This window comes from Carnobacterium iners (assembly GCF_900177385.1).
Classification (GTDB): Bacteria; Bacillota; Bacilli; order Lactobacillales; family Carnobacteriaceae; genus Carnobacterium_A; species Carnobacterium_A iners.
Genome location: NZ_FXBJ01000002.1, coordinates 558,664 through 583,851 on the forward strand (window position 1 = coordinate 558,664; position 25,188 = coordinate 583,851).

Sequence of the window (25,188 nt, forward strand, 5' to 3'; positions counted from 1 at the left end):
AGCCACTGAAAAGAACTTAGCAGCTTCTCTAGAATGTCTTAAAATTTAATAGAAATCAATCTAATGCAAAATAACCACAGACTACATCACCTACCGCTTTTGCAGCAACCATAATAGCCTCTTCATCGATATCAAACTTAGGATGATGGTTGGTATAATAGTCTTTTTCCCGTTGTGATCGGCAACCGACAAAGAAAAAACAACTTGGTATTTTTTGAGAATAATAAGAAAAATCTTCATTAGCTGCTTGCATTGGCGCTTCGACTACTTCATTCAAGTAATCATCAAGCCCATTTTTTAAATAATCCACTACGCTACTAGTCAGTTCAGGATCATTGGTTACTGGCGGACAGCCTTCTTCAAGTGTCATCGTTGTTTGAACAGCAAACATTTCTTCTAATCCTTTTACTAAATGCATCACTTCTTTATTTAAACTGTCAAAAGTAGCTTGTTTCATATAGCGTATATCACCTTCGATTGTAACGGTATCTTTAATGGTATTAAAGGACCCTCTACCTTCAAATGAGCCTACTGTAACCACACCAACTTCAAAGAGGTCCAATCGTCGACTAATGACCGTTTGGAGTACTGTTACAAAATAAGAGCCAGCTACAATCGCATCATTGGCTTTATGTGGTGTTGAAGCATGACCACCTATCCCTTTAATAATAATTTTGAACTGTGTTCCACCAGCCATCGCTGCGCCACTTCGATAGGCAACAGTACCAACTGGGTATTCAGGCATCACATGAATGCCCACTATATGATCTACATCATCTAAAATACCAGACTCCAAAATATATTTAGCCCCTCCAGGAGGCGCTTCTTCAGCGTGTTGGTGTACAATTTTTATTATTCCTGGAATTTCAGCCTTTAATTCAATCAAGCAATCCGCTAATACCATCAGATAGGCAGTATGCGCATCGTGTCCACAAGCATGCATGGTGCCTTTATTTTTTGATGCAAAAGATAAGCCAGTTTCTTCTTCAATTGGTAAAGCATCAAAATCAGCTCTTAAAGCGAGTATCTCGCCAGCCTTCCCACCTGCAATAGTTACAACAACGCCATTTCCACCTACATTTGTTTCCAACGTTACTTCTTTACCTTGATAAAAATTTGCAATATAAGCTGCCGTTTCTTCTTCTTGATAAGATAATTCTGGGTGTGCGTGCAAGTGTCTTCGAATTTCAATCATTTCTTCTTTTCGTGCATCTAACATCACCATCATTTTTTCTCTCATCTAAATTCCTCCAATTAAATTCAGTCTAGCTGATCTTTAACTTTTTAGTTGTGGTAACGTTATTTTATTTATTTAGTTAACTAAAAAATTGCAATAAAACACCGGCAGCTACGGCAGAACCAATAACACCGGCAACATTAGGACCCATTGCATGCATAAGTAAGAAATTTGACGGGTTTGCTTTTACTCCTTCTTTTTGGACAACACGTGCAGCCATTGGTACCGCTGAAACACCCGCTGCGCCAATCATTGGATTGACTTTACCATTTGTTAATTTACACATTAACTTACCCATTAATACACCGCCTGCTGTTCCAATCGCAAACGCAATTAGTCCTAACAAAATAATCTTAGCTGTTTGAATGGACAAGAACAGCTCCGCTTCAGCTTTTGCACCAACCGTTATACCTAAAAATATCGTGATGATATACATTAAAGAATTTTGAAGTGTATCGGTAATGTGTGGCACTCGGCCACTTTCTTTAATGAGATTTCCTAACATTAACATTCCGATTAAAGGAGCCGATGAAGGCACTAATAAGATAACGAAAATCGCCACAACTATTGGAAACAGTATTTTTTCTTTTTGTGAGACAGGTCTTAACTGCTCCATTTTTATCTCTCGTTCTTTTTTTGTTGTCAATAATTTGATAATAGGTGGCTGAATGATGGGAACAAGGGCCATATAGGAATAAGCTGCTAAGGCAATGCTTGAAAGTAAGTGAGGAGCCAATTTACTAGTTAGAAAAATAGCTGTTGGCCCATCTGCTCCACCGATAATTCCTACAGAAGCCGCTTCTGGACCTAACATCCCCATAGCTAAAGCACCAAAAAAAGCGACAAATACCCCAATCTGAGCTGCACCACCAAGCAGTAACGTTTTGGGATTTGCAATCAAGGGGCCAAAATCTGTTGCTGCCCCTAAACAAAGAAAAATTAAAGGTGGATAAATACCTAGGTTCGTCCCTTGATACAAATAATACAATAACCCACCATTATTACCATCCATAGGCGGCGACATTAATCCTCCTATTGGTAAATTGACTAATAACATGCCAAAAGCAATGGGAATCAATAAATAAGGTTCATACCCTTTTTTTATTGCTAAATATAGAAATAAACAAGCAATTCCAAGCATAATAACATGTTTATAGGATAAATTCGCAAATCCTGAATGCATCAATACGTCTTTTATTGCTTCAATCATAATAATAGCTCCTCACCTGACATTATAGTCTGACCAAACTAGCTCCTGCCTCGACTGCCATCCCTTTCGAAACCATTACTTCTTGTATTGTCCCATCTTCAGGTGCAACAATTTCATTTTCCATCTTCATTGCCTCTAAAACACATAAGACTTGTCCAGCTTTTATGGTCTCTCCTAACTGAACTAACACACTAATGATAGTTCCAGGCATTGGTGCTTTTACCTCGATTCCACTTAAAACGGGAGTCTTTACTGGTTCTTCTTTTTTGTTTTCATTATCTAAGGCTATTGCTTTATTTTTACTATCCGCTTCGTTGACTTCTTCTACTGAAACCTGGTAAACTTTATTGTTTACTGTAACTTCATACGTTTTCATCCTACTGAACTCCTTTATCTTACTCGTTTTATAGAGATCACTTGATAGTGTTTATCTTGTTGGTCTTCATTAGCTAAAATTAAAGCCGTTAAAACTGCCACTGTTTTTGTTTCGTCCTCTTCTTCTAAAGTGTTTTTTATTATTGGAAGAGGAGTCTTTTCTTTTTTTATTGTTTTTTCTTCTTTAAAAATATATTTAAACGACATCAAAATCAGTTGTAATCCAAAAAGCACAAGGAAAACAATCACAAGCGATGTGATAGACACATTAAGGCCTTCTAATAAGCTGATATCAGACATTTAATCCCTCCTACATACTCGCGTTGATTCGGATAACTTCCTTAACAGATACTTTTTTAGACTGGTATTTATTCTTTAGAAATGTTTCACCTAATTGCGGAAACATTGCATAAATTAAAACATCCTCATCCGTCTTAGCAAGAGAACTTATCTCTTTTTTTTGCTTTTCAAATTCTGGTTCTAGTAAATCTGCTGGTCTACCTGTGATAACTTCTTCTTTTCCAATGATGAGTAGCCTCATTGATTCACTAATCGGTGCTGGTGGAGTACCATACAAACCACGAACATAATCCTTAATCTCGTTTGGGATTATTTTATAGCGTTCACCTGATAAAACATTAAATACTGCCTGTGTTCCTATCATTTGACTCATTGGTGTTACTAGTGGAGGAAAGCCTAAGTCTTCACGTACTTTTGGTACCTCACGCAAAACTTCTTCATACCGTTCTTTTGCATTGGCTTGTTTCAGTTGTGAATACAGATTAGATAACATACCACCTGGAACTTGATACAGCAATGCTTTTGGGTCAGCGGTCATCATTTTAGGATCTAAAATCATCTCTTTTAAATAATGATCTTTAATTGGCTTAAAATAATCGGCTATTTCTTCTAAAACTTCTTTATTTAAATGGGTATCATAGCCTAACTCTGTCAAAACAATGCTTAAGGACTCAGTAGCTGGCTGACTTGTCCCACCTGAAAAAGGAGAAATAGCTGTATCGATAATATCTGCCTCTACTTCAATAGCTGTTAGATAGGTCATTTCTGACACGCCACTTGTTGCGTGTGTATGAATTTCGATAGGTAAAGAGGTAACCTGTTTAAGAGCGGGAATTAATTCTTTTACAACATACGGTGTTAAAATACCAGCCATGTCCTTAATGCAAATTGAATCTGCTCCTAATTCAACCAGTCTTTTCGTTAGGTCTTGATAATAATGAACCGTGTGGACTGGGCTAATCGTATAACAGATGGTTAATTGGGCATGTCCACCATGTTTTTTTATCGCGTTTATACACGCTTCCATGTTGCGACTATCATTTAAAGCATCAAATACTCGGATAATATCTATTCCATTCTCAATCGTTTTCTCGATAAATTTATCGACAATATCATCTGCATAATGGCGGTATCCTAATAAATTTTGACCACGTAAAAGCATCTGCAAAGGAGTGTGTGTTACTCTTTTTTTGATTTCTCTCAATCGTTCCCATGGATCCTCGTTTAAAAATCGTATCGATGCATCGAATGTTGCTCCTCCCCAACACTCAATAGCATAGTAACCTGCTTCATCCATTTTCTCTAGAATTGGCAACATATCTTCTGTTTTCATACGCGTCGCCATCAAACTCTGATGGCCATCTCTTAAAACTGTTTCTGTAAACTTGACTTCTTTCTTCTTATTCAATTCCTTCACATCCTATCTTAAGTCGTTTCTTAGCCCTTAAAATTTATTCTTCTGCAAATAAACTGATTTCCTCACAATCGACCTTTCTTGATTATTTTTCATTGAGTTTCTCCCTTAAGTAAAGCGCTTACATTTAAAAACTTACCCTTTGTGTTTATTTTAACATAAGATTCTATAATCGCACTGATTATCCTACTAAAAAAAGTTATTTCTTTAAAAATTGAATTTAAACTATTAGTACAGTAAACTTTAATCTATATGGGAACTCCTATTTTAAAATAAAAAACTAACATACTCTCTACAAAAAAGTTTAATGGAGGAATAATAGATGCGGATTGGAATTATTGGTTTAGGTGATATCGCTCAAAAAGCTTATTTGCCTGTTCTCAGTGAAAAAGAAGGAATTGAATTAATCCTTTGTACTCGTGATAAGGAGAAACTAGAGAGGCTTGCTAAAAAACACCGCATATCAGAATACGTACGGACTGTCGATGAATTAATTGATTTGAAGATTGATGCTGTTTTAATTTGTACTCCTTCTCCTACTCATTTTGAACTAATTAAAAAAATAATGGAAAATAATATTCATGTCTATATCGATAAACCAATTGCAATGAATTTAGCAGAAACAAAGCAAATTGTCCAACTAGCTAAAGAAAAAAAACTAATTGCAATGGTTGGATTCAATCGAAGATTCGCTCCAATGATTGCCGCTCTAAAAGATGAAGGAAAAGCGGATATGGTCGTAATCCAAAAAAATAGATACATTCTTCCTGGTGATAAGAGAAATTTTATCGTTCAAGATTTTATTCATGTTGTTGATACATTGCGTTTTCTTATGGATACACAAGTAATAGACTTAACGGTTCAGCATTTAGAAAAAGAGGACTCACTGTATAATGTTGTGATTCAATTAATTGGAAAAGATTGTACCGCTATTGGTATTATGAATCGCAATAACGGTACAACAGAAGAAATTATCGAGTATATGGCTGAAGGAAATAAGCTTGTTGTTAATGATCTCGTTGAAACGACTCATTATTTAAATAATAAAAAAACAACGCTTGATTTTAATGGTTGGGAACCAACCTTGGTTAAGCGAGGATTTCATCAAATTATCAATCACTTTATTGAATGTGTTAATCAAAATAAACAGCCTAATCCCTCTCTTTCTGATTCTCTTATTACCCACGAAATTTGTGAAGAAATTTATGAAAGAGTGACAAAATAGTCGCCTGCTTTAGCAGTCATTAAAATAAGTCCTAAAAATGTATCTTTATAAAATAGATACTTATTTTTAGGACTTATCTTTTTTCATATTTAGTTATGCCAATCTCTTGGACTCCACAGTCTTCCGTCTAGTTCACCTTCCATTTGATTTATCCGTTTAAATTGTTCTTTTACTAGTTCCATTGCCGCTTTAAGAAGTGCCTTTTGTTTGTATTCTTGGCTACTCGTAAACAATTTTTCTAGTTCTAATAATAGCCAGTCTTCTTTTTCCATCATAAACCTCCTAGTTCATATCATCTAATAAAATTTTCAAATCATCAATTGTTTCTCTATTTTCTTCGATCATTTCAATAACGTGCTGCAGTATTTCTTCGTTTCCTGTCCCTAACGTAGTCACATTCGTTTTTTCTAGTTGATTTAATAGCCAGTTTTCGCGCGATAATAAACTTTGTTCTGGATCACCAGTCACAAATAGTTGGTAGTCAATTAACAACGTCATTTTTTCTTGTTCGGTCATATAGACAAACTGATAGATAGAAAACGTCTTAAGAAATATCATTCCTGTTTTATGAGCCATTGCCTGGAAAGGTTTCGTTAATTCATCCATACTAAACAATTCTTTTCCACCAGCTTGGTAATCTGATTTTGCAGCACCTATCAACAAAACAAGCGCAAATTCTTTATTCTGTAATTGAGTGCCTTTTTTCCCATAGGCAAAATCACCTGTTAAGACTTCGTCCTGCCATTGTTTAAGCAATGCCGGCGAACTGTACCAGTAAAGCGGAAATTGAAAAATAATGCGGTCATGAGCGGCTACTAATTTTTGCTCCGCAACAACATCAATCGGAGTATCAGAATAAAACTCCTCTAAGTGATGGATGGTTAAATCATGGTCATCAGGAATTGAATGAAGCAAATATTGTTGACTACTTGATTCTTTAATTTCAGGATGAGAAATAATAATTAATGTTTTCACTTATTTATTCTCCTTCGTCTTTCATTTCTATACTCACTATAACCTGTTACTTATTTATAAGTATAAATAAATTAGAAAAAAAAAGAAAGAAATCGACTTTTATTGATTTCTTTCTTTTTTTCTTACTTTTATTATAAATAGTCGAGTAGTCCTTTTTTAAAAGCAGAAATCATTGGTAATTTTTGAATAGGAACTAACTCAATCTCTAAGTTAAGTAATAAATTTTCTAAATACCTAGCAACTCTGCAGTACTGATTAGTACTAACAACAATTTTAGGAGGCTTTTTATTTTCTGATAAAATTAATTGAATGAGTAACCGCTGAATCGTTTCGCTATCTCCTGGTTTGAAAAACTCACTGCAAATAATTTCACTTTCTTCACTATCTACTATTAGCAGCGCTAATGGAAAAAAAGGTCTCTCTCCTTCTATCGAGACAACAGGAGAGCTCATAAAATCAATATCTATTTCCCATATACCAGAACCAAGTTTTTGACTATTTACTCTTTTCATCTCAAAAGAGGTCAATAAAATTGGTGCGGTTTTTTTAAACTGAGAAGTTCCTTCCATTATTTTTTTAGGTAATCTAAATAAGCCATCTGTATAAGTATCATTTTTTTGATAGGTTCGAATGGGTATCTCTGAGGGGTGTTTTTTATCTTTATCAAGCACTAATTTCTTTTTAAAATCTTTAGCTGTTTCTATTAATTTTCCAATTACTTCTATGATTAATAAATTATCTGATTCATCCATTATTGAAGGGTAGTAACCTGGAAAATAATCCACAAAAATTGGCCAAGATTTTTTCCCTCTAAATGGTACGCCACTATCTTTGATGAGTCGGTACTCTTCTTCACTAATAGCCCCTCTGTCTTCGAATTCTAAAGACAGACAATTTTGTAATTGGATGACATCTGGCATAGCCCGAAAATTTTGTTGTTTTGCTCTTATTGTTGCTTCAAAAAAACAAGCTAATTCTTCTAAATTCCGATAAAATAAAAACCCATAGTTGTGATCTGTTTGACCCAACACAGAGATAATGACCGGCTCTTTCCGGTTAGCTAGTTGGATAGCGATCAAATCAGTCTTTAAATAATCATTCCAAAAATTTTCTTTATATAGTTGTTTAGCAAGTGAATACAACTGTTTTTGCTGATCCATCCTAGTCTAACCCCTCTCTTAAATAGCTAACTATCTTATTCTTTTTATTATACCAAATTAAACCGGTTACAAGTCAGTTATTTTATTGCGTTATTTAACTAACCTTTCTTCTACTACTTTGAGCTAAGTATTTGTTGTTATCTAAAAAAACGGTTACAATGAGAGAATAGAGACAAATAAATTAATAGGAGGACTTTTTAATGAAAAAAATTATGAATGATCCCTCATCCATTTTAGATGAGATGCTTGATGGTATAGCTTTTGCCTACGATAATTTGGTAGAACGTTTGCCTGAATCAAATGTTATTCATCGAAAAACTTCACATAACAAAAAAGTAGCACTTGTTAGTGGTGGAGGAAGCGGTCACGAACCTGCTCATGCTGGTTTCGTTGGGCAAGGAATGCTTTCTGCTGCAGTTTGTGGAGAAGTATTTACATCTCCTACACCAGATCAAATTCTAACAGGCATTAAAGCTAGCGACGAAGGACAGGGTGTTTTCTTAATTATCAAAAACTACTCTGGAGATATTATGAATTTTGATATGGCAAAAGAATTGGCTGAAATGGAAGACATCGCTGTTGACTTTGTTGTTGTTGACGATGATATCGCTGTTAAAGATAGTACCTATACGGCTGGAAAAAGAGGCATTGCCGGAACTGTATTTGTTCATAAGATTTTAGGTGCTGCAGCCGATGAAGGGTTCTCTTTAAAAGAAATCAAACAACTAGCTGACCAACTGATTCCAGCCATTAAATCTCTTGGCGTAGCTCTAGGTGCTGCTACTGTTCCAGAAGTAGGAAAACCTGGCTTTGAATTAGCTGAAGATGAAATTGAATTTGGTGTTGGTATTCATGGTGAGCCCGGTTATCGTAGAGAAAAAATTAAACCTTCTAAAGAATTAGCAAAGGAAATGATCAAAAAATTAAAAGATGAGTTTCAATGGGAAAAAGGCGAAAAATATGCCTTATTAGTTAATGGTATGGGCGCAACACCTTTAATGGAGCAGTTTATCTTTATGAACGATGTCAAAGAATTACTAATAAAAGAAGGACTCGAATTACCCTTTAAAAAAGTGGGAGATTACATGACCTCAATTGATATGCAAGGACTCTCATTAACGTTAGTCAAATTAGAGGATGACAAATGGCTTGACTATTTGAACGCACCTGTAAAAACTATTGCTTGGTAGGAAAGGATGACTAGTATGCTATCTTTAGAAAATACAAAAAAATGGCTCACTCTTTTTACAGCTCAATTAATAGAGAATAAAGCTTATCTTAGTGAATTGGACACAGCCATTGGCGACGGAGATCACGGCAACAATATGGCTCGAGGAGCAACAGCTTTAAACGATGCTTTAGATTCTGAAACTCCAGAAGATATTCCTTCTTTATTAAAATTAATTGGGATGACTTTAGTCAGTAAAGTCGGTGGTGCTTCTGGACCATTGTATGGCTCTGCTTTCATCAGTATGGCAAAAGCCAGTCAAGAAAGTTCTGATTTATCTCTCTTACTGGAAGCCGGCTTAGAGGGTATTCAAAAAAGAGGAAAAGCTGTAGTTGGTGAAAAAACAATGATCGATGAGTGGTTCCCAGTTATTGAAGCTATCAAAGAAAATAAGCTAACCGTTGAATTAATTGAAGAAAGTGTTCAACTTACTAAAGATATGAAAGCTACTAAAGGACGCGCATCTTATTTAGGCGATCGCTCAATAGGTCATATTGACCCAGGTGCTATGTCTAGTAGTTATCTATTTAAAACGATGATGGAAGCAGGTGTTTACGATAACTAGAGAGTATGCAGTTCTATTGATTTCACATGTAGAAGACTTAGCAAATGGTGTTGCAACATTACTAAACGAGATTGCCGCAGATGTTACAATTAAAACCGCTGGCGGAACTTCACAAGGAACGGTTGGAACTAGCTTTGATAAAATAAATGACAGGCTAGAATCTTTTGAAGAAGAAACTATTTTAGCTTTTTACGATTTAGGCAGTGCAAAAATGAATTTGGAATTAGCTTCTGAGATTTCCGATAAAAATATACTCGTTTATGACACAGCTTTTGTAGAAGGTGCCTACACAGCTGCTGCGTTACTGCAAGCAAAGGCTCCGCTCAAGGCAATTGAAGAACAGCTCATACCTCTGAAAATAAAATAAAAAGTATCTTTTTTCAAAAAAATATTTTGAATACGATGGCTAAAAAATAAAGCTAATTATCTATCAGCTTCCTTTTTAGTGTTCGTATTCATTTGCCTGTTATTTCTGTGAATAAGTGAGCATAAAGCGCTTTTTTATGATACAATAGATGTATAAATGAATAGGAGGTTATTTTTATGGCAATAGAAACATTTCATGCAGTAGCTAAATCAATCGGTGGATTAAAAGTCTCATGTACCTCAAGAAATTTTGAATTCATATTGGATGAACCAAAGAACTTAGGTGGATCAAATGAAGCGATGAATCCTGTTGAAGCGCTACTATCTTCTCTTGGTGGTTGTAAAGTAATCGTAGCTCGCTCTTTTGCTAAGATGCACGGTATTAACTTAAAAGATATTCGTGTAGAGTTAGAAGGCGAATTGGATCCAGATGGTTTTATGGGAAAAAATAAAGATGCTAAAATAGGTTTCTCCTCAATTGTATCTAAAATGTATATTGATGCAGATAATACAGATGAAGAAATTGCAAATTTCGTAGCTTTCATTGACCGCACTTGTCCAGTAGCTGATACGATTCATAATGCACCAACTACTAAAACAGAAATACACAAACTTTAATTCAAAAACACGAAATTTTTCTCTTTTACTTAGAGAAAAGTCTCGTGTTTTTTTAGTTGTTTTTAGTCATTTCGGTAACGAATAGCTAATCCTTTCAAGAAGTTTCTAGCGTAACGGTCACCACATTCTTTATAATTGCGCTGTCCTTCTCTTCTTAAAACAGCACTTAATTCACTTTTTGATAAGTGAACACCTGTTTCGTCTAAAATCCCTAATATATCATCACTAGTCAAAGAAAGAGCTATTTTTAATTTTTTCAACAAAACGTTATTAACACTTTGATCGTTTCTTATCATTACTTCTGCTTTTTTTATCGGTTCTCCTGGTTTAACTTCTTGTTTGCCTCTTTTAAAGACAATCAATCCATTTAAAAAAGATTCTAATACCGTATTCTTACATTTTTTCATGTATTCATTAACTGAGTAGCCTTCGTCATCTTCTTGATTTTGTTTGGCTTTAACCTTTGTTAAAAGTTGTTGAACTTCTTCTTTAGTTATTTCTAACTCACCTAATTTAAATATATCAACCATTTCTGCATCTTTAATGTCTAATGCATATCTTAAGCGTACAAGTCTATCATTATTATTCATTTTTCATCCTCCGATTCTATTGGATTAGGCTGCTTATCCCTAGACGAGTTCCTATACCTTGTTTATTGCATTATGCCATGAAATAATACTCTTGACCAGCTAGGCAAAAGTTACTGTTTCTATTACTAGTGAGTCCTTTTCTTAAAAATATCATTCCTTTATTGTAATTCCTATTTTTTACTGCTAGAATAATTGAAGCGAAGTCCTTTTAAACTAGTCCAGAGAGATTAGAAAGGGTAACAAATCAAATTTTGATACCTTAGGTCCTTTTGCGAATAACACATTCAAAAGGCTTTTTTTGTGCCTAAAACAGGGGGAATCATAGATGTCAAAGAAGAATATTATTCAAGTAGATGAAAAGGTCCCAGTAAAATTACTTATTCCTTTAAGTCTTCAACATACGTTTGCAATGTTTGGAGCATCGGTTTTAGTGCCTATCATTTTCGGAATTGATCCAAGTATTGTTTTATTAATGAATGGACTTTCAACATTGTTGTTCATTTTCATTACAAGAGGAAAGGCTCCTGCTTACCTTGGTTCAAGTTTTGCTTTTATCGGACCAACCAGTATCATTATTGCCAATCAAGGATTCCAATACGCACAAGGAGCATTTGTTGTTTTAAGTTTAATCGGTTGCCTTTTGGCACTCTTCATTCATCGAGTGGGAACAGGATGGATCAACGTTGTCCTTCCTCCAGCAGCTATGGGAGCCGTTGTCGCTTTAATTGGTCTAGAATTAGCAAGCAATACTGTTAATGGTGGGACAATCGGTGCTAACTTAATGACTGATACTGCGACTCCTCAAAACTTTATTATTTTCTTCATCACTTTAGGTGTAGCTGTTTTAGGCTCGGTATTATTTAAAGGCTTTTTATCTACTATCCCCATTTTAATCTCCATTATTGCTGGTTATCTTACCGCAATCGCATTTGGTATGGTTGATTTTGCTCCTGTTTTAGAAGCATCTTTGTTCACAATACCATATTTTCAATGGGCAAAATTTGATTTACAATCTACTTTAACAATGCTGCCGGTTCTTCTAGTGGTAACTTCGGAACATATCGGACACCAAGTTGTGACGTCTAATGTGATTGGCCGAGATTTAATGAAAGAACCAGGCTTGCACCGTTCATTATTTGCAGATTACTTAGCTTCGGCTATTTCCGGCTTAATTGGTGGTGTTCCTACAACTACTTACGGTGAGAATATCGGCGTGATGGCTATTACCGGCGTTTATAGCGTTCGAGTCATTGCTGGTGCAGCTATTTTCTCTATTTTCATGGCTTTTGTCGGACCATTAGCAGCTTTAATTTCTACTATTCCTGGAGATGTTATTGGCGGAGTAACCTTTTTGCTTTATGGAATGATTGGAACAAGCGGATTACGTTTATTAGTTGAATCAAAGGTTGATTACAGTCAATCTAGAAACCTCATCTTAACATCAATCGTTTTCGTAGCTGGTTTAAGTGGCCTAACTGTTAACTTTGCCGGCATTGAGTTAAAAGGAATGATTCTTGCCAGTGTTGTTGGTATTATCTTGAGTGTCTCATTTTACTTATTTGATAAATTAGGCTGGATGAACGAATAAATAAATAAACGAAAAAAAGATTCCATGCTAGTCAAAAGCATGGAATCTTTTTTATTTTGTAAAGGCTATTTTTTTGCATACCTTTTTAATTTTTGATTTAACTTTTGATAGATAACTTTCATCTCTGCTTCACTGCATGCCATAACGGCATCGTCTAATTCCTTCCATTCTACGCCACTGTTTTCATCCGGTTTAATAGAGGTTAATTCATCTTCATCTGCCTCAATGAGATAGGTAAGATTTAAATGCAGGTGTTTGGCTATTGGTTTATCTTTTTTTATATGAGCTGGAACTTCTAGAATCTCAATGGAGTAAATTTCTTTGGAAATTGCTGTAAGATTTGTCAAGCCTGTTTCTTCTTGTGTTTCCTTGAAAGCTACGTGTAGCAAATCAGTATCGCCGTCTGTGTGTCCGCCAACCCATGACCACGATTGATAAATATTATGATACGCCATCAATACTTTTGTTCTCTTCTTATTTACCACCCACGCTGAAGCAGTGAAATGAGCCTGTTCATTTTCTCTAGTTAATAAATTATCGAAAGTCATCAAGTAACGCAGTATTTCTTTTTGATCTACAGCTTCTCGATCATTGTACGGTTTATATTGAGTTAATTGTTCTTTTAAGTTCATCTAAGATTCTCCTTTAGTTCTATCATTTATTTAAGCTTTTATCTGATACCTATTATATCAGAAGAACCAACTGTAGAAAAATAAATCAGTTAAAACTAACTAAAACGCTTCTCTTAAAATAAATTAGTTCATTATTTGAAGAAAAAATGAATACTTCCTGTTCATTAGCTAAATAGGAAGATTGCTTGTCTTTCTCTACTTACTACTACCTTTTTTAAAATTTAATCTTTCAAAGATTTAATTAATTAACTGCAAATCATATTTATATACCCAGTATTACAATATAACGTTTTACATCTATCCATCCAGAAAGGTATAATGGACCAGTAGTATATAGATAGTTGTACTTACTTATTTATATATAAAGTAATTTGTTAGGGGAGATTTTATTGGAAAGAGCCGTTGGAACAGTTGTACGTGGTCTTCGAGGACCAATTATTAATGAAGGTGATAATATTGAGAAAATCGTAGTAGATACTGTATTGAATGCAGCAAAAGTTGAAGGCATAACTTTTGAAGATCGCGATATTATAACGATTACCGAATCAATCGTCGCACGCGCACAAGGAAATTATGTTAGCATCGATGATATTGCTGAAGATATTCAAACAAAATATGGAGACGAAAAAATTGGGGTTATCTTTCCAATTCTTAGTCGTAATCGTTTCTCAAATATTTTACGCGGTATTGCAAAGGGAGCAAAAAGTATTGTTTTGATGTTGAGCTACCCTTCTGATGAAGTGGGTAACCAACTTGTTGATATCGATGAATTAGATGTTAGAGGCGTTAATCCTTGGACAGATGTATTGACTGAAAGTGAATTCCGTGAGCACTTTGGTTATAAAAAACACGAATTTACTGGTGTTGATTATATCGAATACTATCGCTCAATCATCGAAGCTGAAGGAACGAGTTGTGAAATTATTTTCTCAAACGATCCAAAAACAATTTTAAAGTATACAAAAAGTGTACTAGCAAGTGATATCCATTCAAGAGCTAGAACAAAGCGAATTCTTACTAATGCTGGAGCCGAAAAAGTATACGGCCTTGATGATGTGTTATCAAAATCAATTAATGGCAGTGGCTTTAATGAATCTTATGGTCTACTTGGATCTAATAAAGCTACCGACGATACCTTAAAATTATTTCCTCATAGTTGTCAACCCATTGTTGATCATATTCAAGAAAAAATGAGAGAACAAACAGGTAAACTAATCGAGGTAATGGTTTATGGAGATGGAGCCTTTAAAGATCCTGTCGGAAAAATTTGGGAATTAGCAGATCCAGTTGTTTCTCCTGCTTATACGTCCGGTCTTGCTGGTACACCTAATGAGGTAAAACTGAAATATTTAGCAGATAACAACTTCTCGCATCTTCGTGGGAAAGAGTTGAAAGAAGCGATTTCTAGTTACATTGTAAACAAAAAAGAAGATCTTGTTGGCGCGATGGAAGCTCAAGGGACAACTCCTCGTAGACTAACTGATTTAATTGGATCTTTATCTGATTTAACTTCCGGTAGTGGAGATAAAGGGACGCCTATTATCTATATTCAAGGATATTTTGATAACTTTACAGAATAATTCACTTATCGAAAAATAGTTTAATAAAAAAGCAATAATCCTAATCTAAAATAGGATTATTGTTTTTTTTCATTCACGTATCCTTTTTATCTCTTCAAAATCGTTTAATTGTTTTTTGAAAACTAACTTGTCTACTATTTTATTGATTTTTAGATTTAGATAAGATTTCCGAATTATAGATAAGATAACTATCACTTCTCCTTAATCCTTATTCCCAGTGGTAAATGATTGTTTTAAATTTTATTAGTTTTATAAGTTGGATAAGGAGGTAAAGATAGTACGTGTCCTTCTGGCTAAACGACTGGTAGCTTTTTATTCGTTTCTCTTTGTTCAACACACTATCCTCTTTATCTACTTTTTACTTAACTCTCTTATAAACATGGACTTGGTTACGTCCTGCTTGTTTTGCAGAATATAATGCTTTATCCGCTTTATTCAATAACTGATCTATCGTTTCTATTTTATCCGGTACTGCTTGGGCTACTCCCATACTAAAAGTAACTGAGATAATCCCTTTAGAAGAATAAAGGCTCTGTCCTTCCAAACTTTCACGTAGCCTATTTCCTAATAACTCAGCCTCTACTGCTGTATATCCATTTAAGGATAAAGCAAATTCCTCCCCACCATATCTAGCAAAAATCTGTCCTTTTGTTAATTGGCTTTTAAAAATGTTTACAACATGTTTGAGTAATTGATCCCTTATATAATGTCCATACGTATCATTTACTTTTTTAAAATGATCAATATCCATCAAGATAACTGTAAAGGGAATCTCTTTCTGCTCTGCTTCTAAGAAATTTTGTTCGCAATGTTCCATAAAAGCACGGCGATTGTATATTTGAGTTAATCCATCATAGCTAGCCTGATACTCTAGTTTAATTTGTAATTCTCTCAATTCAGTAATATCTGTAAAAATTATAATCAGACCTTTGTTATTTCCAACTTCAATCAATGGCGAGACGCGAATTTGATAAATACGTTTTGTTTCTTTAACGACCAATTGTATCTCTTGGTTATGACTCTCCAGCTCAAGTACTAAGGGGAAAGTCTTACCTATTAGTTCAAGCCAAATATCGTAGAAATATTTTCCAATCAACGTCTTATTTAACTTCGGGAAATATTTCCCACAAATTTGATTAAATTCAATTAACTGAAGAGACTCATCCAATACCATTACTCCATCATTTATACTATTAAATATAAGGTTTTTTGCAACAGGCATTAATGTAAACATTCGAGACGAACTAATTGACCATAAATATAAAATCGAAGAAAGCCATAAAATCATTGGAACAGGATCAACCCCTCGAGGAGTAAGTTCCATTAAATATAAAAAAGCTGTTACCATAGGAATAAATTGTCCTAATATCAAAGAAAGTAACTGTGGCCGATATATTTTTGCTATCTCTTTCCAATGTGATATAGCTAGTAAAAGAGCGACTAGCATACAAAAAAAGATATACGCTCCATGAATCATATACCATAGGCCTATCTCTTGATTTATGTAAGGTGCTCCTAAAACAGGATCTATTTCAAAAACCCGATAATAAAGATGATGAAAGTCATTCGTTGCTACCATAATTGAAGTGATTATTGGTACAACAAGTAAAGCAACTATCTTAATTTTTGAAAGATGAAGTCCTAGATAGTGCATGATAAATAGTAAACCTAATATCGCAGAAATTGGCATACCGATGTATTGAATAGTTGTCCAAAATTTTATTTGTTCTAGTGTCACACTCATTAAAGAAAAAGCTGAAGCAAAACAATAAATCGCTATTGTTGCAGTATAGATCATAAAATAACAAGCAATATTTCTATAGCGTTGACGTTTAAAATACACATATAAACATAAATACACGTTTAATACGCCCGATGCAGAAATAAGTGCTATATAAGCTGTCAGAGGTGAGTTCATAGTTATATATCCTCTCCTGGTAAATTTCACAACGAATCATTAAACAGCTTTAATTTTTTATTTATTTAAGTAATAAAAAATCGTTACTTATTTCACTAAATAATTAACGATTTTTATTATAAGAGTTTAAAAAAAGTGACACATAGTCCGATTAATACCTGTAAGTCTCACCTTTCATTTTCTATTACATGTAGGGTGCGTAATCTTCTTCCATTACTTTGAAAAGCTGTCCTTTTAGCTCTGGAGTCGTGAAAGCACCTTTTAAGCCATTTAGGTTTAATAATTTCATTGTTGGATAACTAATTCCAGTATGTTCAGCTAATAGCATATATTCTTTCGTCAACGTTGTATTTGAAACGGTACGATTATCTGTATTGATACAACAGCTTATTCCTTTTTCCAAAAAATCGACTAAAGGATAATCTTCCCAGTCTTTAACCGCATTGGTTTGGATATTACTAGTCGGGCACATTTCGATGATGGTTTCCTTTTCTAAACAAAGTGCTTGCGCCGCTTCATTTTTTTGAATAGCTATCCCATGTCCAATACGTTTTGCTCCCAAGCGTATCGCTTGAACAACATTATGAGCACAACCACACTCACCAGAGTGAAGTGTGATTTGTAATTCATTTTCTTTTGCACAGGTCGTTAATGGTTCAATATGATCGTTTGCAAAATCAGGTTCTGGACCAGCCATATCAAAACCAACCATTAACTCTTCTTTTATCTTTATGACTTCAGATAACATCGTAAGATTATCTTCGTTAGAATGCTGGCGCATCCCACATATCAATAAATTTACTACAATGGTAGACTCTTCCATAGCACGGCGAATTCCTCCACTGACTGCTGCAATAACTTCTGGTACGGTTAAATCCGCTTCGATATGCAAGAGTGGAGCGAAACGCAACTCCATGTAGCGAACATTTTCTAAAGCTGCAGCTTTTGCAGTTGCGTAGGCTGACTCTTCCAGTTGCTCATAAGTTTGCATTAGCTGATGAATAATATCAAAACCTTTTAAATAATCGACTAAGTTAGTACATTTTGCTGGTGCAATAATTTGATCAAGTAAAGCTAGATCAAACTGTTGTTTTTTTGCCATTTTTTTTAGTGTTTCCATAGGAACAGAACCGTCTAAATGACAGTGTAATTCTACCTTAGGTAATTGATGAACGATTTTTTCCTCCATATTATTAAATCCCTTCTTAAATTATTTTGTAATTTAATTGCTCTTTTTAACAATGACTTATTTCTTCTTATCTCTTGAACTATAGAATCAGAATGTGCTAAAGTGTAGGCAAAATAAAAGTACTCTAGCTCTATATTTTCCCTTTAAATTTTTTTACTATTTACGACTACTTAAAATTAGCATGAATTAGTTATTTCTATTCATTATAAGTTATTAGAACGCTAATACAACCGTCTTCATCTTATTGATTAGTCACGATACATATTTTATATTCTACTTTAAAATAAATATAGCTTTTAAAAATAATAAGCAAAAAGTACCTCTATTAATAAAATCTGAATAAAGAATTTTGTAATTATAAATATAGCAGAAATCTTTCTATTTAACCCTGAATAATTCATAGCTTTTCTAAAAATACTAATCGATGTTGATTTTACAGCGTTTAAACTAATTTGCTTTATCACCCATTAGGTGATGAAAAAAGAACCCCTTTCTGCTATGGTTATATCATCACAACCAACCAATAGAAAGGGGTTCTCTCAATGATTACTTTACAAGAAAAAGCAATGAAATTCAATAACCATTTATATGTCTCTCATACAGGTGGTCGTTTATCGAGTGATTCAGGATTAATTTTAGTTGATGAATTAATGGATACTTTTCATTTTGAAGAATTGTCAAAAAAACTCATTTCATATAATGAAAATCGTCGCTATTGGAAACACACTAACCATAAAATTTTAAAACAACTAATTCTTCAACTAATTGCTGGCTATAAAGCTGATTCGTCTGCGACTATCTTACAATATGATCCAGTATTACAAACTCTATTACAAGAAGAGTGTTTGGCTTCTCAACCGACTATCTCTCGGTTTCTTGATCGCATTACAGACCAAACGATTAATGATTTACAAACCTTTAATCAAACATTAATTGACCAAGCGAGATTTGTTCGCAATGATATGAATATGATTATTGATTTGGATTCTACACACTCTGATACCTTCGGTATTCAGGAACAAACAGATTATAATGCCCACTATCGAACAAACGGTTATCATCCATTAGTCGTATTCGATGGATTAACGGGCGATTTTTTAAAAGCTAAACTTCGTTCAGGAAATCAATACACGTCTAAAGGAGTTAAAGGGTTTCTTGAACCGTTATTAGATCATTACAATCGAGCAGTCCCTACGACAGATATTTTAGTGCGTGGAGATAGTGGATTTGCAACACCTGATATTTATGAGTTATGCGAAGAATATGGGTCAAACTTTGTCATTCGCCTAAAACATAATAATAATTTATACCGATTAGCAGAAGAGTTTGTGTATTACGACGATAATTATCCTTGGAATGAAAAAGAAGAATACTATTATTCCGTTTCCTATCAAGCAGCGTCTTGGTCTAAACCGCGTAGAGTATGCATTCAATCCATTCGAGAAATGGGTGAATTACTTTTCAAGCATACGTTTATTGTCACAAATTTTTCAGAAAATATTTCATCAAAACAAGTTTTTAAGACGTATAAAAAGCGTGGTGCTATGGAAAACTACATTAAAGAAGCAAAAAATGGTTTCTATTTTGATAAGACAGATAGCCCTAAATTTATTGAAAATCATGCACGTATGATGATAAGTGTCCTTGCATACAACCTAATCAATTTTTTGCGTACAACTTGTTTTGATAAAAATTATAAAGGACTTCAAATTAATACGATTCGTCTTCGCTTATTCAAAGTAGCTGGCAAACTAGTGAGTACTGCGAGAGAAATGTATCTAAAAATTTCTAGTTCGCATGTTTATCAAGCGGAGTTTTATGCCGTCTTTAATCGAATCCAAAGGATTCGGCATTATATTTAAAAACTCCTTAATTTTTTTTAAAAAAACCAATCAAAACCAAGGACCAACTATGCCCAAAATTCGTACTTTCTTAATGAGAAACCAATAAATAAATGAATTAAGTACCAAAAAGTAAAACTATTAAACGTTAATTTGAAAAAAATTTGAAAAAAGTGTGTTAATTGATTAAAAACAACAAAAAATTAAAGGTATGAATTATTCAGGTTAACAACTCAACTTGTAATCGCTTTAATTATTTTGTGCTTGTTATTTTATTTGATTACTATGAGGTCTATTTATATAAAAAATCACTAGTGTTGCATGAAACATTATGTGTTTCACAAATTTGTTTATATTATTCCAATATGCAAAAAAGTCCTTTATACTGAACTCAGATGACTCATCCAAGACCAATAAAAAGGACCCAACACATGGATAAGTATAAAACAAATTCTGCTTTTAATAAATGGTTTTCTTCCATTAAGCTAAATCTTTTACCAAGCCCTATTCAAAAAAAGATTGTTGACTTTGATAAATACCATAAGAAACTTAGTTTCTTCCAAGCTCTTCAACTTTTTCTTCATGGAATCAATGACGAAAAAGAAAGTCTTAGAGAGATGGATGCGGCTTTTGTTTCGAAAGAACTTCAAAAAGAAATGGGTATGACTAGTATCAGTTATTCTCAGCTCTCTAGAACTCTCTCAAAAATAGATTCAGAGATTCTTTTAGCCATTTTTAGTCAGCTAGTTAGTCAGGCTAAAAATAAAAGGCCCGTAACGAAACGAAATAGTCTCTACCTAATTGATTCTTCGACGTTTTCACTTAACCAAAACCTTTATCAATGGGCTGATTTTCGTAAAACAAAATCAGGAGTTAAGCTTCACTTAAAACTCTGCTTTATGGATAATGACCATCTTTACCCAGATGAATTTACACTGACTAACGCCGTCGAGCACGATACAAATCAGTTAGAAGTATTGGTTAATCAACCTGAAGCGACTTATGTGTTTGATCGCGGTTACCTTGATTTTGAACGATTAGATACGATGCACTCGCAGGGCTACTTCTTTGTGACAAGAATCAAAAAGAATACAAAAGTTCATGTTTTAGAACCATTAGTAGCTTCCAAGAGTGAGTCCGTTATCAGCGACCAAATGGTCGCATTAGGTGCTCAGAACCATCTAACGTCCAGATTTCGTTTAGTAACCGTTCAAGACAAAAAGGGGAAAACTCTCCAGTTTATTACCAATCGTTTTGACTGCTCCTCTACTGACATTGCAGAAATGTACAAAGCACGTTGGCAAATAGAGCTGTTCTTCAAGCATATTAAACAACATATGACGATTAAAAAGTTTTTTTCGAGAAGTGAAAAAGGGGTTGTCAATCAGCTGATTTTAGCCATGATTGCCAGTTTATTAACCTATTTGATTAAGTTAAAAACAAAAAGTAACCAGTCTGTTTTCCAAATCAAACGATTTTTTCGTTATCTGTTATTTCAACCGGCAGAAGAATGGTTTAATCTTTTGATACCGACTTAGACCCTTAAAGAAAGGGTGTCCGTTGGTAATGGAATCAGTTGAATAAGTAAAATTTTCTGGAAATAGTCATCTTTTGCGTAAGCACTCCCTTTTTTTGCCTTTTTTCAGAAAAACAAGAAATGAGGTCAAATTAAGCTATGTTTATGCAACACTAGTGATAAAAAATATATCATTTTTCTTTTATCTTCCTTCAAGACTTTTTAGAATGTCCTATTCTATTACTAGCTTATTATTATATTTTACATTAATTAACAATAGGCGTTTCCAAAAATAATCTTTATATCATTATTGAGTATAAGTACCTCTATCGTCAAAAAAGTTGTTCATTTTTTAGAATAATTAAGATTTTATGACAAGCTTTTAGAGTTTCCTTCCTAGTTCCATATACCATCCAGAATAACATGTGTAAATTAATTACCAAAAAAGTTTATTATCACACAGATTTTTAGTATTAATGAACATAAAAAGCTAATTTCGTCTCAAAATTTTGACTACTCTCCTAATTAATAGAGCACATTTTCTTGTGTCCTATTTTTTAAATAGTAAATAGAATTAGATTATTTAGTGATAAAGAGTTTTTTCTGGTATTATATTCTTACTAACATTTAAATAGGAGGTAAAGACACCATGCTGAAATTTGAACATAAATTACGTGGAAACGTAGCACTAGGCATAAATCCAGTTGGATGTATGCAAGAAGTAGTGAATGAAATTGATTATGTAAAAAAGAAAGGACCTTATGAAGGAGCAAAAAAGGTTTTAATCGTTGGTGCATCATCAAGCTATGGTTTAGCTACTCGAATTAGTCTAGCTTTTGGAGCAGGAGCAGATACAATCGGTGTTTCTTTTGAAAAAGGCCCAAAAAGTGAAAGAAATTTAGGCACCGCTGGTTGGTATAATAATATTGCGTTTCGAGAAGAAGCTGAAAAAGAAGGATTAATTGCTAAAAACTTTGTTCAAGATGCTTTCAGCTATGAAAGTAAGCAAGAAGTTATCAATTATATAAAGAATGATTTTGGTGGTAAAATAGATTTAGTCGTTTATAGTTTGGCAAGTGGTGTTAGAAAAGATCCTGACACTGGAGAAGTCTACCACTCTTCTATTAAAGCTATTGGAGAACCCGTCGTTGGTCCAACCATTGACATGCAAGAACAACTGTACTACACTGAAACACTCGATTACGCAACGGATCAAGAAATCGCTGATACGGTAAAAGTAATGGGTGGAGAAGACTGGCAATTATGGATGGAAGCACTAAAAGAAGCGGACGTATTAGCTGATGGTGTTTTAACAACAAATTATTCTTATTTAGGAACTGAACTGAATCATTCTTATTATGGTCAAGCAACTCTTGGTGCTGCTAAAGCAGATTGCGATGAGAAGGCAAATAATATCAATGCATTACTGTCTGATATCAATGGTAAAGCTCAGATTGTTGTAGCAACTGCTGTTACGACTAAAGCAAGTGCCGTTATTCCTTTTTTCCCTGTTTATTGTATTGCACTTTATAAAGTAATGGCTGAGCAAGGTACCCACGAAACACCAATCATGCATCAAGATCGAATTTATCGAGAAATGATTTATGGTGGCAAACCTGAGTACGATGAGTTTAATCGACTTAGACCTGATAACTGGGAAATTGATGAAGATATTCAAGCTAAAACAAAGGCATTAGTCCAAAAAATAAATGCAGAAAACTTTAAATCTGATATGACAGCTTATGATATGCTTTTCAAAGAATTCTCAGTTTTAAGTGGCTTCTTAGTTGAAAACTATGTAGAAAAAGATGTTACTTTAGAAGAATTAAAAGCATTGAAGTATTAATTTCCACTATCTAAATCACCTATTTACCAATCTATCAAAAAACGGTATGTATCAAGAGGTTCTAGTCTCTTTGATAAATACCGTTTTTTACATTACCTATTAATCAGTATTAAGGCAATAATCGTCAAAATAATCGCTACTTGATTTTTTCTGGTTATTTTTTCTTTAAATAGTAAAAATCCACCTATATTAATTAGTACAATACTCCCTGCACTGTAAATTGGGAATACGACAGACGTTTTTAAAGTCGCTAATGCTAGAATTAAAAAATAAGAAGAAAACAAATTAGGTATTCCTACCGCAAAGCCTATGAGTATATCTTTTTTCATTATTTCTCCTTTTTTTCTAAACGTATAGAAAATACTAATTAAAAATGCTACAAAAAACAGAGCAAAAAGAAAGACATCTTTGTAGTCATTTAAAGCATATTTTTGATAAAACTTACTTGAAAACTCGGCCATCCCTCCAAAGATAAATAAGAAAATAATAGTCGGTTTAACGTCAAATTTTTCAAGAGACTTTTGTGATAAATTAACAATTAAGATGGAAACTAAGGATAGAATAATCCCTATCCATTGAATGGTAGAAGGAAATTCTTTCCATATTACGATTGAAAAAATCATTGGAATCAATATCCCTAATTTAGCAATTGTACCTGAAATCCCTACCCCATTTTCCTTTATACTTTTTTGATAGTAGACAAATGAAAGAAAAAAGAATGATCCAAATATTCCTCCGATGATTAATCCCCATATAATACTAGAATAAGGAGATAAAATGTAATCATTGTTACTAGATAACAATGAAAACTCAGTTGCAAATGAGCTTTCACGAGTAATACCAAATAATAATCCTTTTGAAAAAATTAGAAACAGACTGATAGCAAATGCGATAAAGTAGTTGGCATTTGTTATAACGTATCTATTTGCATTTGTTCCTTCTGTGTATTTAAAAATAAGAGCAATCGACGCACTACATATAATGGCTAACGTTAGATAAAACATACTAGCTCCTTTTCAAATTCCGGTATATTTTTAATAGCTAACAGAGATCGTCTTTGTTAGCTATTATTTTTTATTCTATTTAGATTTTTTATCCTTTAGGAGGTGCTCTAAAAAAGATCACGAGCTTGACGCAGTTCTTTAAAATCTTCTAAGCTATTTGCTTGAAGGAATAGATTGATCTTTTTCTCCCTACCAATCGTCGTTGGTAAGGTTGGTTGTCCTTTTGTACGCAAATCATTAGTTTTTACTAAGACTTCAGAAATCACCTTATTAGACGGTTCTATAGCCTGCGAAAAGCGTAAATTAGTTTGCGTATATTCATGCGCTGCGTATACTAGTACCTCATCATCTAATTGGTTAAATTTTTGTAAGGCATCGTATTGAGCTTGATAATCTTTTGTAAAAACTCGACCACAACCTGCTGAAAATAAAGCATCTCCGCAAAAAAGTATCTTTTTCGCTAAGTAACTAATGTGACCATCAGTGTGTCCGGCTGTTTTTATTACATTGAAATTTTTATTTAATAGATTAAAAGAGTCGCCTTCAACTACGATATGATTAGCTAAAGAACTTGTTTCTTCAGGTCCATAAATAGAAATGCCTGGATACGTTACCAAAATTTCTTGGACTCCTCCAATATGATCGTCATGATTGTGAGTTAGTAGGATAGCCTTCAACTCTAGATTCTTTTCTACTAGATAACCTATCACACCTCTAGCTTCTCCTGGATCGACTATTACTGCCTCTGTGCCTTCTTCAATAACCCAAATATAGTTATCAGAAAAAGCTTTTATTGGATGAATGGTCATCG

Annotated in this window: 24 protein-coding genes; 10 read left to right on the forward strand and 14 right to left on the reverse strand. The window is 33.8% G+C overall.

The features are described from left to right. Positions 1-55: 55 nt before the first annotated feature. The 5 genes from B9Y54_RS02915 to B9Y54_RS02935 all read right to left on the reverse strand — a co-directional run bounded on the left by B9Y54_RS02915 (position 56) and on the right by B9Y54_RS02935 (position 4,530). Positions 56-1,240, reverse strand: coding sequence for an amidohydrolase (locus B9Y54_RS02915; RefSeq protein ID WP_085558887.1), 1,185 nt, complete (start codon positions 1,238-1,240; stop codon positions 56-58). 76 nt (positions 1,241-1,316) lie between these two features. Then, positions 1,317-2,447 carry a sodium ion-translocating decarboxylase subunit beta gene (locus B9Y54_RS02920; RefSeq protein WP_085558888.1) on the reverse strand — a complete coding sequence of 377 codons (1,131 nt, stop codon included), beginning with the start codon at positions 2,445-2,447 and terminating at the stop codon, positions 1,317-1,319. Positions 2,448-2,469: 22 nt separating this feature from the next. Further along, a complete protein-coding gene (locus B9Y54_RS02925) occupies positions 2,470-2,823 on the reverse strand; it encodes a biotin/lipoyl-containing protein (RefSeq protein WP_085558889.1) in 354 nt (117 codons plus the stop codon). A gap of 14 nt (positions 2,824-2,837) precedes the next feature. After that, positions 2,838-3,122: an OadG family protein gene (locus B9Y54_RS02930; protein WP_085558890.1), complete on the reverse strand. Its 285-nt coding sequence runs from the start codon at positions 3,120-3,122 to the stop codon at positions 2,838-2,840. Positions 3,123-3,132: 10 nt separating this feature from the next. Beyond that, positions 3,133-4,530 carry an oxaloacetate decarboxylase subunit alpha gene (locus B9Y54_RS02935; RefSeq protein WP_085558891.1) on the reverse strand — a complete coding sequence of 466 codons (1,398 nt, stop codon included), beginning with the start codon at positions 4,528-4,530 and terminating at the stop codon, positions 3,133-3,135. Positions 4,531-4,858: 328 nt separating this feature from the next. Between B9Y54_RS02935 and B9Y54_RS02940 the strand changes: the two genes are divergently transcribed. Next, a complete protein-coding gene (locus B9Y54_RS02940; protein WP_085558892.1) occupies positions 4,859-5,761 on the forward strand; it encodes a Gfo/Idh/MocA family protein in 903 nt (300 codons plus the stop codon). Positions 5,762-5,850: 89 nt separating this feature from the next. Here the strand turns inward: B9Y54_RS02940 and B9Y54_RS02945 are convergent, their stop codons facing one another. The 3 genes from B9Y54_RS02945 to B9Y54_RS02955 all read right to left on the reverse strand — a co-directional run bounded on the left by B9Y54_RS02945 (position 5,851) and on the right by B9Y54_RS02955 (position 7,896). Then, entirely contained in the window at positions 5,851-6,033 is a 183-nt protein-coding gene (locus tag B9Y54_RS02945) for a hypothetical protein (protein ID WP_085558893.1), read from the reverse strand. Positions 6,034-6,043: 10 nt separating this feature from the next. After that, positions 6,044-6,736 carry an NAD(P)H-dependent oxidoreductase gene (locus B9Y54_RS02950; protein ID WP_085558894.1) on the reverse strand — a complete coding sequence of 231 codons (693 nt, stop codon included), beginning with the start codon at positions 6,734-6,736 and terminating at the stop codon, positions 6,044-6,046. Between the two features lie 131 nt (positions 6,737-6,867). Further along, positions 6,868-7,896 (reverse strand): DUF7309 domain-containing protein, encoded by a 1,029-nt coding sequence (locus tag B9Y54_RS02955; RefSeq protein WP_085558895.1) that lies wholly within the window; start codon positions 7,894-7,896, stop codon positions 6,868-6,870. A gap of 200 nt (positions 7,897-8,096) precedes the next feature. Between B9Y54_RS02955 and dhaK the strand changes: the two genes are divergently transcribed. The 4 genes from dhaK to B9Y54_RS02975 all read left to right on the forward strand — a co-directional run bounded on the left by dhaK (position 8,097) and on the right by B9Y54_RS02975 (position 10,673). After that, complete coding sequence (dhaK, locus tag B9Y54_RS02960; protein ID WP_085558896.1) at positions 8,097-9,086, forward strand: dihydroxyacetone kinase subunit DhaK; 990 nt, start codon at positions 8,097-8,099, stop codon at positions 9,084-9,086. 15 nt (positions 9,087-9,101) lie between these two features. Continuing rightward, positions 9,102-9,689 (forward strand): dihydroxyacetone kinase subunit DhaL, encoded by a 588-nt coding sequence (dhaL, locus tag B9Y54_RS02965; protein ID WP_085558897.1) that lies wholly within the window; start codon positions 9,102-9,104, stop codon positions 9,687-9,689. After that, positions 9,682-10,056 carry a dihydroxyacetone kinase phosphoryl donor subunit DhaM gene (dhaM, locus tag B9Y54_RS02970; protein ID WP_085560488.1) on the forward strand — a complete coding sequence of 125 codons (375 nt, stop codon included), beginning with the start codon at positions 9,682-9,684 and terminating at the stop codon, positions 10,054-10,056. The genes dhaL and dhaM overlap by 8 nt, the downstream gene beginning before the upstream one ends. A gap of 176 nt (positions 10,057-10,232) precedes the next feature. Then, a complete protein-coding gene (locus tag B9Y54_RS02975; RefSeq protein ID WP_085558898.1) occupies positions 10,233-10,673 on the forward strand; it encodes an OsmC family protein in 441 nt (146 codons plus the stop codon). 62 nt (positions 10,674-10,735) lie between these two features. Here B9Y54_RS02975 and B9Y54_RS02980 read toward each other — a convergent pair whose 3' ends face one another. Further along, complete coding sequence (locus B9Y54_RS02980; RefSeq protein ID WP_085558899.1) at positions 10,736-11,263, reverse strand: YehS family protein; 528 nt, start codon at positions 11,261-11,263, stop codon at positions 10,736-10,738. Positions 11,264-11,588: 325 nt separating this feature from the next. Here B9Y54_RS02980 and uraA point away from each other — a divergent pair, with 325 nt between their 5' ends. Further along, positions 11,589-12,851: a uracil permease gene (gene uraA / locus B9Y54_RS02985; protein WP_085558900.1), complete on the forward strand. Its 1,263-nt coding sequence runs from the start codon at positions 11,589-11,591 to the stop codon at positions 12,849-12,851. 65 nt (positions 12,852-12,916) lie between these two features. Here uraA and B9Y54_RS02990 read toward each other — a convergent pair whose 3' ends face one another. After that, positions 12,917-13,483: an NUDIX hydrolase gene (locus B9Y54_RS02990; RefSeq protein WP_085558901.1), complete on the reverse strand. Its 567-nt coding sequence runs from the start codon at positions 13,481-13,483 to the stop codon at positions 12,917-12,919. A gap of 389 nt (positions 13,484-13,872) precedes the next feature. On the opposite strand from B9Y54_RS02990, the gene B9Y54_RS02995 reads away from it, so the two are divergent. Further along, positions 13,873-15,063 (forward strand): coenzyme F420-0:L-glutamate ligase, encoded by a 1,191-nt coding sequence (locus B9Y54_RS02995; RefSeq protein ID WP_085558902.1) that lies wholly within the window; start codon positions 13,873-13,875, stop codon positions 15,061-15,063. A gap of 358 nt (positions 15,064-15,421) precedes the next feature. Here B9Y54_RS02995 and B9Y54_RS03000 read toward each other — a convergent pair whose 3' ends face one another. Both B9Y54_RS03000 and add read right to left on the reverse strand, forming a co-directional pair. Next, positions 15,422-16,981: a histidine kinase N-terminal 7TM domain-containing diguanylate cyclase gene (locus tag B9Y54_RS03000; RefSeq protein ID WP_085558903.1), complete on the reverse strand. Its 1,560-nt coding sequence runs from the start codon at positions 16,979-16,981 to the stop codon at positions 15,422-15,424. A 184-nt stretch (positions 16,982-17,165) separates the two neighbouring features. Then, complete coding sequence (gene add, locus B9Y54_RS03005; protein ID WP_085558904.1) at positions 17,166-18,170, reverse strand: adenosine deaminase; 1,005 nt, start codon at positions 18,168-18,170, stop codon at positions 17,166-17,168. Positions 18,171-18,712: 542 nt separating this feature from the next. On the opposite strand from add, the gene B9Y54_RS03010 reads away from it, so the two are divergent. The 3 genes from B9Y54_RS03010 (at position 18,713) to fabV (ending at position 23,373) form a co-directional block, all read left to right on the forward strand. Next, entirely contained in the window at positions 18,713-20,032 is a 1,320-nt protein-coding gene (locus tag B9Y54_RS03010; RefSeq protein ID WP_085558905.1) for an IS1380 family transposase, read from the forward strand. Between the two features lie 410 nt (positions 20,033-20,442). Beyond that, a complete protein-coding gene (locus B9Y54_RS03015; protein WP_085558775.1) occupies positions 20,443-21,549 on the forward strand; it encodes an IS4 family transposase in 1,107 nt (368 codons plus the stop codon). Positions 21,550-22,176: 627 nt separating this feature from the next. Continuing rightward, on the forward strand, positions 22,177-23,373 hold the full coding sequence (gene fabV, locus B9Y54_RS03020; RefSeq protein WP_177173772.1) for an enoyl-ACP reductase FabV: 1,197 nt from the start codon (positions 22,177-22,179) through the stop codon (positions 23,371-23,373). 92 nt (positions 23,374-23,465) lie between these two features. On the opposite strand, the gene B9Y54_RS03025 is transcribed toward fabV, so the two are convergent. Together B9Y54_RS03025 and gloB are read right to left on the reverse strand one after the other, a co-directional pair. Then, the gene (locus B9Y54_RS03025; protein ID WP_085558906.1) at positions 23,466-24,377 is read right to left on the reverse strand and encodes an EamA family transporter; all 912 of its coding nucleotides are present in this window, start codon (positions 24,375-24,377) and stop codon (positions 23,466-23,468) included. Positions 24,378-24,484: 107 nt separating this feature from the next. Beyond that, the gene (gloB, locus tag B9Y54_RS03030; protein ID WP_085558907.1) at positions 24,485-25,186 is read right to left on the reverse strand and encodes a hydroxyacylglutathione hydrolase; all 702 of its coding nucleotides are present in this window, start codon (positions 25,184-25,186) and stop codon (positions 24,485-24,487) included. Between the last annotated feature and the right edge of the window lie 2 nt (positions 25,187-25,188).

Excerpts from the sequence above, each read along its gene's own strand:
- uraA (WP_085558900.1), top strand. The coding sequence starts at position 11,589 with ATGTCAAAGAAGAATATTATTCAAGTAGATGAAAAGGTCCCAGTAAAA.
- fabV (WP_177173772.1), top strand. The coding sequence starts at position 22,177 with ATGCTGAAATTTGAACATAAATTACGTGGAAACGTAGCACTAGGCATA.
- B9Y54_RS02920 (WP_085558888.1), bottom strand. The coding sequence starts at position 2,447 with ATGATTGAAGCAATAAAAGACGTATTGATGCATTCAGGATTTGCGAAT.
- gloB (WP_085558907.1), bottom strand. The coding sequence starts at position 25,186 with ATGACCATTCATCCAATAAAAGCTTTTTCTGATAACTATATTTGGGTT.
- B9Y54_RS02940 (WP_085558892.1), top strand. The coding sequence starts at position 4,859 with ATGCGGATTGGAATTATTGGTTTAGGTGATATCGCTCAAAAAGCTTAT.
- B9Y54_RS03010 (WP_085558905.1), top strand. The coding sequence starts at position 18,713 with ATGATTACTTTACAAGAAAAAGCAATGAAATTCAATAACCATTTATAT.
- B9Y54_RS03015 (WP_085558775.1), top strand. The coding sequence starts at position 20,443 with ATGGATAAGTATAAAACAAATTCTGCTTTTAATAAATGGTTTTCTTCC.
- dhaL (WP_085558897.1), top strand. The coding sequence starts at position 9,102 with ATGCTATCTTTAGAAAATACAAAAAAATGGCTCACTCTTTTTACAGCT.
- dhaK (WP_085558896.1), top strand. The coding sequence starts at position 8,097 with ATGAAAAAAATTATGAATGATCCCTCATCCATTTTAGATGAGATGCTT.
- B9Y54_RS02915 (WP_085558887.1), bottom strand. The coding sequence starts at position 1,240 with ATGAGAGAAAAAATGATGGTGATGTTAGATGCACGAAAAGAAGAAATG.
- B9Y54_RS02925 (WP_085558889.1), bottom strand. The coding sequence starts at position 2,823 with ATGAAAACGTATGAAGTTACAGTAAACAATAAAGTTTACCAGGTTTCA.
- B9Y54_RS02990 (WP_085558901.1), bottom strand. The coding sequence starts at position 13,483 with ATGAACTTAAAAGAACAATTAACTCAATATAAACCGTACAATGATCGA.
- B9Y54_RS02930 (WP_085558890.1), bottom strand. The coding sequence starts at position 3,122 with ATGTCTGATATCAGCTTATTAGAAGGCCTTAATGTGTCTATCACATCG.
- B9Y54_RS02980 (WP_085558899.1), bottom strand. The coding sequence starts at position 11,263 with ATGAATAATAATGATAGACTTGTACGCTTAAGATATGCATTAGACATT.
- B9Y54_RS03000 (WP_085558903.1), bottom strand. The coding sequence starts at position 16,981 with ATGAACTCACCTCTGACAGCTTATATAGCACTTATTTCTGCATCGGGC.
- B9Y54_RS03025 (WP_085558906.1), bottom strand. The coding sequence starts at position 24,377 with ATGTTTTATCTAACGTTAGCCATTATATGTAGTGCGTCGATTGCTCTT.
- B9Y54_RS02955 (WP_085558895.1), bottom strand. The coding sequence starts at position 7,896 with ATGGATCAGCAAAAACAGTTGTATTCACTTGCTAAACAACTATATAAA.
- B9Y54_RS02945 (WP_085558893.1), bottom strand. The coding sequence starts at position 6,033 with ATGGAAAAAGAAGACTGGCTATTATTAGAACTAGAAAAATTGTTTACG.
- add (WP_085558904.1), bottom strand. The coding sequence starts at position 18,170 with ATGGAGGAAAAAATCGTTCATCAATTACCTAAGGTAGAATTACACTGT.
- B9Y54_RS02975 (WP_085558898.1), top strand. The coding sequence starts at position 10,233 with ATGGCAATAGAAACATTTCATGCAGTAGCTAAATCAATCGGTGGATTA.